Here is a 10,290-nt window from a genome sequence, read left to right as displayed (position 1 = left end):
AGAGGTCCGGTACAGGTCGAAATCAGCTGATCCCGCCACGTTCACTCACTCCCACGCTTGCTAACTACCGTTAAGTAACCCAAAGGGAAGGGTAGGGCGTGGCCGGGGGCTCTGTCAGGGCCCGACTATGCTCGGGCAGGCAGTTCGCCCGACCTCACTGGAGTCCCGCATGGCCCTGAAGATCACCGTGATCGGCACCGGATATCTCGGCGCCACCCACGCCGCGGCCATGGCGGAGATGGGCTTCGAGGTGCTCGGCCTCGACGTCGTGCCGGAGAAGGTCGAGCTGCTGTCCTCCGGTCGCGTCCCCATGTACGAGCCCGGTCTTGAGGAGCTGCTCGCGAAGCACGTCGCCGGGATCGAGGGGTCCACGGGCCGGCTGCGCTTCACCACCTCCTGGGAGGAGGTGGGCGCCTTCGGCGACGTCCACTTCGTCTGTGTGAACACCCCGCAGAAGCACGGCGAGTACGGCTGTGACATGAGCTACGTCGACGCCGCCTTCGCCTCCCTCGCCCCCGTGGTCCGCGCGGGCTCCCTGGTCGTCGGCAAGTCGACGGTGCCGGTCGGCTCGGCCGAGCGGCTCGCCGGGGTACTGCCGGAGGGCGTGGACCTGGCCTGGAACCCCGAGTTCCTGCGCGAGGGCTTCGCCGTCCAGGACACCCTGCACCCGGACCGGATCGTCGTCGGCGTGCCCGGGGACGACGGCGGGCGGACCGAGAAGCTGCTCCGTGAGGTGTACGCGGCCCCGATCGGCGAGGGCTCGCCCCTCGTCGTCACCGACTACCCGACCGCCGAGCTGGTGAAGACGGCCGCGAACTCCTTCCTCGCCACCAAGATCTCCTTCATCAACGCGATGGCCGAGGTCTGCGAGGCGGCCGGCGGCGACGTCGTCAGGCTCGCCGAGGCCATCGGCCACGACGAGCGGATCGGCAACAAGTTCCTGCGGGCCGGCATCGGCTTCGGCGGCGGCTGCCTGCCCAAGGACATCCGGGCCTTCATGGCCCGCGCGGGCGAGCTCGGCGCCGACCAGGCGCTGACCTTCCTCCGCGAGATCGACTCGATCAACATGCGGCGGCGCGGCCAGATGGTCGAGATGGCCCGCGAGGCGCTGGGCGGGAACTCCTTCCTGGGCCGCCGGGTCGCCGTCCTCGGCGCCACCTTCAAGCCCGACTCGGACGACGTCCGCGACTCCCCCGCGCTCAACGTGGCCGGCCAGATACACCTCCAGGGCGGCCAGGTGACCGTCTACGACCCCAAGGGCATGGAGAACGCCCGCAAGGTCTTCCCGACCCTCGGCTACGCGGACACGGCCCTGGAGGCCGTCCGCGGCGCGGACGTGGTGCTGCACCTGACCGAGTGGCGCGAGTTCCGCGAGCTCGACCCGGCCGAGCTGGCCGCCGCCGTCTCCTCCCCCGTCGTCCTCGACGGGCGCAACGCCCTGGACGGCGAGCGGTGGCGGGCGGCCGGCTGGACGTACCGGGCGATGGGCCGCCCGCGCGCGTGACGGAGACGAAAGGGGCGCCCCGCCTGGACGGGGCGCCCCTTTCGTACGCGTACGGCTCAGGCGGCGACCGGCCTGATCCGGTTCGTACGGGACAGGAACTCGGTCTCCCGCAGGGCCCGGGTGGCGTTCCCGTGGGCCAGGCCCACCAGGTCCCGGGCCGGCCAGCCGCGCCGCAGCAGCTCCGCGAAGAGCGGTACGTAGCCGGCCGCCGGGGACGTCAGGTGGGAGAGGCCCGTGGAGTCGGGCCCGGCCCCTTCGCGTACCCGGTCGAGGGTGTCGGCGGCGACGGACGGATCGTCCCCGACCACGACCATGCAGACGGCGCCGTTCCCGCCGAGGAGGCGCAGCACCTCGTCCGACAGGGTCTCCGGGGCGGCCCGGGTGAGCAGGGCGGGGGCGCGGGTGACGGCGAGGACCTGGCGGACGGTGTCCTGGTCGGCGCCGGAGAGGTCCACGGCGAGGCCGATGCGGTTCATCTCGCGGACCGCCTCGCGGGCGAAGCGGTCGAAGCCGGTGACGGTCACGGCCCGGACGCCGAGGGCGTGGTAGGCCCGCAGGGTCGCGGCGGAGCCGCCGAGGGCGGTCCAGGCCACCGGTCCGAGGAGGGAGGCGACCCGGCCGCAGTTGCGGGCGTGGATCATCTCCGAGGTGCTGTACGCCATGCGCAGGTCGTCGGGGCAGGCGGCGACGAGCGCGCGGACGGTGTCGATCCGGCGCAGGGTGCCGAGGACGCCGTCGTCGGGGTCCACGTGCAGCGACCAGAACTGGGCGCCGGTCTCCGGGGCCCGGAGGGGCGGCAGGTCCTCGGGGTCGAGGAGCGCGGGGAGTCCGGTGTGGCCCTCCAGGACGGGCTGGGCGGCGAGGAGGGCCCGGGCGCGGGCGGTCTCGTCGAGCGGCGGGGGTGGCGTCGGTTCCGGGGATTCCAGCGCGCCGACGGCGCCGGAGACGGCAGAGAAGGGGGGATGATGGTCGTCTAGGTCTGCCATGGCACTACTCACTACTCCGGATCGGTGATGCAGTACTACCCCGCCGAGGGAGGCGGGGCAGTACCGTCCACCGTGCCACCGGGGTCCTTACCGGGCCCGCCGGGCTGCGCCGTACGGGTGAAGGGCCGGTGAGCTCCCCGGGGCCCGGTCAGACCCCGTCGAGCTGCGCGATCGTGGCGTGCGACGCGGCCGTGCGGGCGGACAGGTCGCGGGCGGCGTCCTCCGCGTCACGGAGGACGCGGACCGCGTTGGACCAGGTCAGCTTGGTGAGGTCGGCGCGGGACCAGCCGCGGTCGAGGAGTTCCGCGATCAGGCGGGGGTAGCCGGCGACGTCGTCGAGGCCCGCCGGGGTGAAGGCGGTGCCGTCGTAGTCGCCGCCGATGCCGATGTGGTCGACGCCGGCGACCTCGCGCATGTGGTCGAGGTGGTCGGCGACCGTGGCGGCGGTGGCGACCGGACGCGGGTGCTCGGCCTCGAAGGCGGCGTGGAGGGCCTTCGCCCTCGGGGTGGTGTCGAGGTGGTGCAGGCCGTGGGCGCGGAGGTTCTCGTCCGCGCGCAGGGTCCATTCGACGGCCGCGGGCAGGATGAACTTCGGGACGAAGGTCGCCATCGCCACGCCGCCGTTGGCGGACAGCCGCTCCAGGACGTCGTCGGGGACGTTGCGCGGGTGGTCGCAGACGGCGCGGGCCGAGGAGTGGGAGAAGATCACCGGCGCGGCGGTCTCGTCGAGGGCGTCGCGCATGGTGGTGGCGGCGACGTGCGAGAGGTCGACGAGCATGCCGCAGCGGTTCATCTCGCGGACGACGGCGCGGCCGAAGGCGGTGAGGCCGCCGTGCCGGGGCTCGTCGGTGGCGGAGTCGGCCCAGTCGTTGTTCTCGTTGTGCGTGAGGGTCATGTACCGCACGCCGAGGGTGTGCAGGGCGCGCAGGGTCGCGAGGGAGTTGTCGATGGAGTGGCCGCCCTCCGCTCCCTTGAGGGAGGCGATCCGGCCCTCCTCGCGGGCCTTGACCATGTCGTCGGCGGTGCGGGCGGGCGCGAGGTCGGCCGCGTACCGCTCGACCAGCCGGTCGACGGCGTCGATCTGCTCCAGGGTGGCGCTGACCGCGTGGTCGCCAGCGAGCCTGCCGGGGACGTACACGGACCAGAACTGGGCGCCGACCCCGCCGGCGCGGAGCCGGGCGAGGTCGGTGTGGAGGGTGGCCGAGCGGTCGCCCGCGATGTCGAGCGCGTCGAGGTCGTAGCCGCACTGTTCGCGCAGCGCCCACGGGAGGTCGTTGTGCCCGTCGACGACGGGGGCCTCCGCGAGGAGGGCGCGCGCCTCGGCGAGCCGCTCGGCCGCGCTCACCGGGCGAACCCGAAGGAGTCGGTGCCCTCGACCTTGGCGCGCAGGCGCCTGCCCTTCTCGGTGGCCTGGGCGTTGAGGTCGTCCAGGAAGGCGCTCATCCGCGTCTGGAGCTCCGGGTCGGCGGCGGCGAGGATGCGGGCGGCGAGCAGGCCCGCGTTGCGCGCGCCGGCGACGGAGACGGTGGCGACCGGGATGCCGGCCGGCATCTGGACGATCGAGAGCAGCGAGTCCATGCCGTCCAGGTACTTCAGCGGCACGGGGACGCCGATCACCGGCAGCGGGGTGACGGAGGCGAGCATGCCCGGCAGGTGGGCGGCGCCGCCGGCGCCCGCGATGATCGCCCTGAGGCCGCGGCCGGCCGCCTCCTCGCCGTACGCGATCATCTCGCGCGGCATCCGGTGCGCGGAGACGACGTTCACCTCGTACGGGATCTCGAACTCGTCGAGGGCCTGGGCGGCGGCCTCCATGACGGTCCAGTCGGAGTCGGACCCCATGGCGATGCCCACGAGGGGCGCGGGTGCGTTACTCAACGATCGTCCCTCGCAGGTAGTCGGCGGCGTGACGGGCGCGCTCCAGCACCTCGTCCAGGTCGTCGCCGTAGGTGTTGACGTGGCCGACCTTGCGGCCGGGCTTCACGTCCTTGCCGTACATGTGGATCTTGAGCTGCGGGTCCCTGGCCATGCAGTGCAGGTAGCCCTGGTACATGTCCGGGTAGTCGCCGCCGAGGACGTTGCACATCACGGTCCACGGGGCGCGCGGGCGGGGGTCGCCGAGCGGCAGGTCGAGGACGGCCCGGACGTGGTTGGCGAACTGGCTGGTGATCGCCCCGTCCTGGGTCCAGTGGCCGGAGTTGTGCGGGCGCATCGCCAGCTCGTTGACGAGGATGCGGCCGTCGGTGGTCTGGAAGAGCTCCACGGCGAGGTGGCCGACGACGCCGAGCTCCTTGGCGATCCGCAGGGCCAGCTCCTGGGCCTGCCCGGCCAGCTCCTCGTCGAGGTCGGGGGCGGGCGCGATCACGGTGTCGCAGACGCCGTCGACCTGGCGGGACTCGACCACCGGGTAGGCGACGGCCTGGCCGTGCGGGGAGCGGACGATGTTGGCCGCGAGCTCGCGGACGAAGTCGACCTTCTCCTCGGCGAGCACGGGCACGCCGGCGAGGAAGGGGTCGCGGGCCTCCTCGGCGGTGCGGACGAACCAGACGCCCTTGCCGTCGTAGCCGCCGCGGACGGTCTTGAGGATGACCGGGAAGCCTCCGACCTCCTCGGCGAACGCGGCCGCGTCCTTCGGGTCGGCCACGATGCGGTGGCGGGGGCTGGGCGCGCCGATCTCGTCGAGCCTCGCCCGCATCACCCCCTTGTCCTGGGCGTGCACCAGCGCGTCGGGCCCGGGGCGGACGGGGATGCCGTCGGCCTCCAGGGCGCGCAGGTGCTCGGTGGGGACGTGCTCGTGATCGAAGGTGATCACATCGCAGCCGCGCGCGAACTCACGGAGCGTGTCCAGGTCGCGGTAGTCGCCGATGACGACGTCACCGACGGCCAGGGCCGCCGAGTCCTGCGGAGTGTCACTGAGGAGCTTGAACTTGATGCCGAGGGGGATGCCCGCCTCGTGGGTCATACGGGCGAGCTGACCGCCGCCGACCATGCCTACTACCGGGAACGTCACCCTCTTAGGGTATCCGCACCATCGGTGAACACTCGTCCGGCTGTGTCTTGCCACAAGGCGCGACGGCACGCCGAGAGGTTTTCCACAGGTTTCCGGCCTACCCGGGCGGGTGACGGGGGAGGCTGGTTAGCATGAATGAGTTGACGTCACTCGGGCGTCACCCGACGGACGGACCGACCCCACCATGAGCGAACCCGGCGCGCTGCGCATGCGACTCGCCCTGCTCGGCCGAGAGGTCGCCAAGTTCGGCGTGGTCGGCGGCCTCGGAGTCCTGGTCAACCTGGCGGTCTTCAACCTGGTCCGGCACGTCACCGAGCTTCCGGTGGTCCGGGCGAGCATCATCGCCACGGTCGTCGCCATCGCCTTCAACTACGTGGGCTTCCGTTACTTCACGTACCGCGACCGCGACAAGTCGGGCCGCACCAAGGAGATGACCCTCTTCCTGCTGTTCAGCCTGATCGGGCTGGTCATCGAGAACGGGATCCTCTACGCGGCGACCTACGGCCTCGGCTGGAACTCGCCGCTGGCCAGCAACTTCTTCAAGTTCTTCGGCATCGGCGTGGCGACCCTGTTCCGCTTCTGGTCGTACCGCACGTGGGTCTTCCGGGCGCTGCCGGCGAAGGAGGCGGTGCAGACCGCGGAGTCCTTCCTGGAGCAGACCGGGCAGGACGACCCGATAACGCCGCGGCAGGCCCGCCGCCGCCAGCCCGACCACGTATAGCCCCTTACGGGTTTCACCGTACGGGGCGCTCCTGCGGCTCCCGCGCGGGGTCACGGGCCTCGCGGCTGAGGAAGAGGGCGAAGACCGGCGGCTGCAGCTGGAGCAGTTCCAGGCGCCCGCCGTCGGCCTCCGCGAGGTCCCGGGCGACCGCGAGGCCGATGCCGGTGGAGCTGCGGCCGCTGACCGCCCGCTCGAAGATCCGCGCGCCGAGATCGGCGGGGACGCCGGGGCCCTCGTCGGTGACCTCGATCACCGACTGGTTGCCGGTGACGCGGGTGCGCAGGGCGACGGTGCCGCCGCCGTGCATGAGCGAGTTCTCGATGAGCGCGGCGAGGACCTGCGCGACCGCGCCCGGGGTGCCGATGGCCCGCAGGCCCTGCTTGCCGGAGCGGACGATGGCGCGGCCCGCGCTGCGGTAGGCGGGGCGCCACTCCTCGATCTGCTGCTTGACGACCTCGTCGAGGTCGAAGGCGACGGCGGAGCCGGTCCGGGGGTCGCGCGCGTTGGTGAGCAGCCGCTGGACGACGTCGGTGAGCCGCTCGACCTGGGTCAGCGCGATCGTCGCCTCCTCCTTGACCGTGTCCAGGTCGCCGGCGAGGGCCACCTCCTCCAGGCGCATGGAGAGTGCGGTCAGGGGCGTACGGAGCTGGTGGGAGGCGTCGGCGGCGAGCCGGCGCTCGGCGGTGAGCATCCGGGCGATCCGCTCGGCGGAGGCGTCGAGCACGTCCGCGACCCGGTCGAGCTCGGGCACGCCGTACCGCTTGTGCCGGGGCCGGGGGTCGCCGGAGCCGAGCCGTTCCGCGGTCTCGGCGAGGTCGGTGAGCGGGGAGGCGAGCCGGTTCGCCTGGCGTACGGCGAGGAGGACGGCGGCGAGGACGGCGAGACCGGCGATGGCGCCGATGATCAGGGCCGTACTGGCGACCTCGGCGGTGATGGCGGAACGGGGCTCCTCGACGACGACGCTCTCGGCGCGCTCGCCCTCCGCGAAGCCGCGGATCACGCCGCCGGTGGGGCGGGTGCCGATCTCGATGGGGCCCCGGCCGGGGATGGTGACGAGCGCGTACCGCTTGGCGCCGCTCTGCTCGGCGAGGATGTCCGGGTTGACCGGCTCGCCGCCGATCAGCCGGCTGTCGACGATCGACACGATGCGGAGGGCCTCGGCGTCGACGCTCTCCTGGGCGCTGCTGGTGATCGTCCTCGTCTCGACGAGGACGAGGGAGACGCCGAAGACGGCGATGACGACGAGGACGACGGCGAGGGTGGAGGTGATGAGGCGGCGGCGCACGTGCTCTCCTGGAGCGGCTCGACGATGACCAGGGGGTTGGCGCACCGGAAGGGGCGCGGGGAACTGCCCGAGCGGCCCCCGGCGGCCCGGCGGCCGCGACACGACGCGAGCCTCCCCGGCGGGGACGCGCGCGGGCCCGCGGAAGCCGTCAGCTCTTCTCGAAGCGGAAGCCGACGCCTCGGACGGTCGCGATGTAGCGCGGGTTCGCCGCGTCGTCGCCGAGTTTCTTGCGGAGCCAGGAGATGTGCATGTCGAGGGTCTTGGTGGAGGACCACCACGTGGTGTCCCAGACCTCGCGCATCAGCTGGTCACGGGTGACGACCCGGCCCGCGTCCCGGACCAGGACCCGCAGCAGGTCGAACTCCTTCGCGGTGAGCTGGAGCTCCTCGTCGCCCATCCAGGCCCGGTGCGACTCGACGTCGATGCGGACGCCGTGGGTGGAGGGGGCGGGCGCGGGCTCGGTGGCGCCGCGCCGGAGCAGGGCCCGGACCCGGGCGAGGAGCTCGGCGAGCCGGAAGGGCTTGGTGACGTAGTCGTCGGCGCCCGCGTCGAGCCCGACGACGGTGTCGACCTCGTCCGCGCGCGCGGTGAGGACCAGGATCGGGACCGTGTGGCCGTCGGCGCGCAGCCGCCGGGCGACCTCCAGGCCGTCCATGCCGGGCAGGCCCAGGTCGAGCACGACCAGGTCGACGCCGCCCTGGAGGCCGGTGTCGAGCGCGGCCGGCCCGTCCTCGCGGACCTCGACCTCGTACCCCTCTCTCCGCAGGGCGCGGGCCAGCGGTTCCGAGATGGATGCGTCGTCCTCGGCGAGCAGTACACGGGTCATGGGGTGATGGTAGTCCGCACGGGTGCCGGGCCGGGCCGGGTTCACGAGGCACCGGTGATCACCTCAGAAGCAGGGCACGTAACCTTGAGATCACCTTGGATTGACACCTCTTGGTTCCATGGTCACCTGTGATCCATCTCTCAAGTCCTTCCATATCCGGCACTGTCGTGTCGTATGGTGGCGAGACGTCTGTAGCGGTAAACGGGGACCTTTGGCCTGCTTCGTCAGCCAGGGTCCTCTTTTCTGCGCGAGGCCGGCACCACCGGCGTCGAGACGGCGAACGACCTGTGGGCCGGGTCCCGGGGCGCGACCGCGCGTCACGGGGCGTGGATCCCGGCGGGGTGCGAACGCTCCCCGCCGGTGCCGGCTCCCCCACCGGGCGCACCACGCTCACGAGGCGCGCGTCCCGACAGAGCAAGGATCGACATGGCGTCGAGCATGACGACGGCTTCGGCCGGGATTCCCCGGTACCAGAAGACGTTCCTCGGGCACCCCCGAGGTCTGACCACCCTCTTCTTCACCGAGATGTGGGAGCGCTTCTCCTACTACGGCATGAGGGCCCTGCTGGTGTACTACCTGGTCTCCGGTGGCGTCGACGCCGCCAAGGGGAGCCAGGGCGGCGGACTCGCCATGACGGCCGCGACGGCCACGGCGATCTACTCCGTGTACGTGTCGATGGTCTACCTCATGGCCATGCCCGGCGGCTGGTTCGGCGACCGCGTGTGGGGCGCCCGCAAGACGGTCGCCATAGCCGGTTTCGTGATCATGGCCGGTCACGTCTCGCTGGCCCTCCCCGGCCAGGCGATGTTCTTCGTGGGTCTGGCGCTCGTCGCCGTCGGTTCGGGTCTGCTCAAGGCCAACATCTCGACGATGGTCGGCCACCTCTACGACGGCCCGGACGACCCGCGCCGTGACGGTGGCTTCACCCTCTTCTACGTCGGCATCAACCTCGGTGCCTTCGTCGCGCCGCTCCTCATCGGCACGATCGGCAAGGAAGTCAACTGGCACGTGGGCTTCGCCCTCGCAGCCGTCGGCATGGGCCTCGGCCTCGCCGTCTTCCTCGCCTTCGGCAAGAGCCTCAACCCGAAGAGCAGCGAGGTCCCCAACCCGCTCTCCGCCGAGGAGCGCAAGAGCGTCCTCGTCAAGGTCTGCCTGGTCCTGGTCGCCGCCGCCGTGTTCTACGGCGCGGTCGTCGCCCTCGGCCTGTACACCCTGAACTGGGCCCTGGTCCCGCTCACCCTCGCCGGTCTGTTCATCCCGGTCGCCGTCCTGGTCCGCATCAAGCGCGACAAGGACCTCGACAAGGCCGAGCAGTCGAAGGTCTCCGGCTACATCTGGTTCTTCGTCGCCGCCGCCGTCTTCTGGATGATCTACGACCAGGGCGGCTCGACCCTGTCGCTGTTCGCCGACGACAAGACCGCCGGCACCGTCTTCGGCTTCGGCTTCTCCGCCACCTGGTACCAGTCGCTGAACCCGCTCTTCGTGATGGCGCTCGCCCCGGTCTTCGCCTGGCTGTGGCTGTGGCTCGCCCGCCGCAACAAGGAGCCCAACACCATCGTGAAGTTCGCGATGGGCATCGTCGCGGTCGGCGCGTCGTTCTTCATCTTCATCGTCCCGATGAACATGGCCGGTGACGGCACCCTGGTCTCCCCGATGTGGCTCGTCTCGATCTACATGATCCAGACCATCGGTGAGCTGTGCCTCTCCCCGGTCGGCCTCTCCGTCACGACGAAGATGGCGCCGAAGAAGTACGCCTCCCAGATGATGGGCGTCTGGTTCCTCGCCGTCACCGCCGGTGACTGCACCACCGGTCTGCTCTCCATCGCGGGTGTGGACCTCAACGGAACCGGGATCATCGCGCTGCAGGCCACGCTGGCCGTGGTCGCCGGATTCGCGATCTACATGTACCGCAACAAGGTCCAGGCCCTCATGGGCGACGTGCACTGACCCGTGCGCCCCTA

The 10,290-nt window shown here is 71.7% G+C and carries 9 protein-coding genes; 3 read left to right on the top strand and 6 right to left on the bottom strand.

Annotated features, from left to right (window positions below; genetic code table 11):
• Window positions 1-169: 169 nt before the first annotated feature.
• Entirely contained in the window at window positions 170-1,504 is a 1,335-nt protein-coding gene (locus QK442_RS32505; protein WP_282697701.1) for a UDP-glucose/GDP-mannose dehydrogenase family protein, read from the top strand.
• Window positions 1,505-1,560: 56 nt separating this feature from the next.
• On the opposite strand, the gene QK442_RS32500 is transcribed toward QK442_RS32505, so the two are convergent.
• The 4 genes from QK442_RS32500 to QK442_RS32485 all read right to left on the bottom strand — a co-directional run bounded on the left by QK442_RS32500 (window position 1,561) and on the right by QK442_RS32485 (window position 5,497).
• Window positions 1,561-2,490, bottom strand: a complete 930-nt coding sequence (locus tag QK442_RS32500; protein ID WP_282697700.1) for a membrane dipeptidase — start codon at window positions 2,488-2,490, stop codon at window positions 1,561-1,563.
• Between the two features lie 148 nt (window positions 2,491-2,638).
• Window positions 2,639-3,835: a dipeptidase gene (locus QK442_RS32495; RefSeq protein ID WP_282697699.1), complete on the bottom strand. Its 1,197-nt coding sequence runs from the start codon at window positions 3,833-3,835 to the stop codon at window positions 2,639-2,641.
• Window positions 3,832-4,329, bottom strand: a complete 498-nt coding sequence (gene purE / locus QK442_RS32490) for a 5-(carboxyamino)imidazole ribonucleotide mutase (RefSeq protein WP_282697705.1) — start codon at window positions 4,327-4,329, stop codon at window positions 3,832-3,834. The genes QK442_RS32495 and purE overlap by 4 nt, the downstream gene beginning before the upstream one ends.
• Before the next feature lie 28 nt (window positions 4,330-4,357).
• Window positions 4,358-5,497 (bottom strand): 5-(carboxyamino)imidazole ribonucleotide synthase, encoded by a 1,140-nt coding sequence (locus tag QK442_RS32485; protein ID WP_349239701.1) that lies wholly within the window; start codon window positions 5,495-5,497, stop codon window positions 4,358-4,360.
• 184 nt (window positions 5,498-5,681) lie between these two features.
• Between QK442_RS32485 and QK442_RS32480 the strand changes: the two genes are divergently transcribed.
• Window positions 5,682-6,218 carry a GtrA family protein gene (locus QK442_RS32480; protein ID WP_282697697.1) on the top strand — a complete coding sequence of 179 codons (537 nt, stop codon included), beginning with the start codon at window positions 5,682-5,684 and terminating at the stop codon, window positions 6,216-6,218.
• Window positions 6,219-6,231: 13 nt separating this feature from the next.
• Here the strand turns inward: QK442_RS32480 and QK442_RS32475 are convergent, their stop codons facing one another.
• Window positions 6,232-7,503: an ATP-binding protein gene (locus QK442_RS32475; protein WP_282697696.1), complete on the bottom strand. Its 1,272-nt coding sequence runs from the start codon at window positions 7,501-7,503 to the stop codon at window positions 6,232-6,234.
• 148 nt (window positions 7,504-7,651) lie between these two features.
• Entirely contained in the window at window positions 7,652-8,329 is a 678-nt protein-coding gene (locus QK442_RS32470; RefSeq protein WP_282697695.1) for a response regulator transcription factor, read from the bottom strand.
• A 426-nt stretch (window positions 8,330-8,755) separates the two neighbouring features.
• Between QK442_RS32470 and QK442_RS32465 the strand changes: the two genes are divergently transcribed.
• Window positions 8,756-10,276 carry an oligopeptide:H+ symporter gene (locus QK442_RS32465; RefSeq protein WP_282697694.1) on the top strand — a complete coding sequence of 507 codons (1,521 nt, stop codon included), beginning with the start codon at window positions 8,756-8,758 and terminating at the stop codon, window positions 10,274-10,276.
• Window positions 10,277-10,290: the final 14 nt, after the last annotated feature.

It is taken from the genome of Streptomyces sp. CC208A, assembly GCF_030010625.1.
Taxonomy (GTDB): Bacteria; Actinomycetota; Actinomycetes; order Streptomycetales; family Streptomycetaceae; genus Streptomyces.
Note: the sequence above shows the minus strand (reverse complement) of the source record. Positions and strands in the feature narration are given on the sequence as shown.

Bases quoted from the DNA above. Each gene is read 5' to 3' on its own strand.
- QK442_RS32505 (WP_282697701.1), top strand. From the start codon at position 170: ATGGCCCTGAAGATCACCGTGATCGGCACCGGATATCTCGGCGCCACC.
- QK442_RS32500 (WP_282697700.1), bottom strand. From the start codon at position 2,490: ATGGCAGACCTAGACGACCATCATCCCCCCTTCTCTGCCGTCTCCGGC.
- purE (WP_282697705.1), bottom strand. From the start codon at position 4,329: ATGGGGTCCGACTCCGACTGGACCGTCATGGAGGCCGCCGCCCAGGCC.
- QK442_RS32480 (WP_282697697.1), top strand. From the start codon at position 5,682: ATGAGCGAACCCGGCGCGCTGCGCATGCGACTCGCCCTGCTCGGCCGA.
- QK442_RS32470 (WP_282697695.1), bottom strand. From the start codon at position 8,329: ATGACCCGTGTACTGCTCGCCGAGGACGACGCATCCATCTCGGAACCG.
- QK442_RS32465 (WP_282697694.1), top strand. From the start codon at position 8,756: ATGGCGTCGAGCATGACGACGGCTTCGGCCGGGATTCCCCGGTACCAG.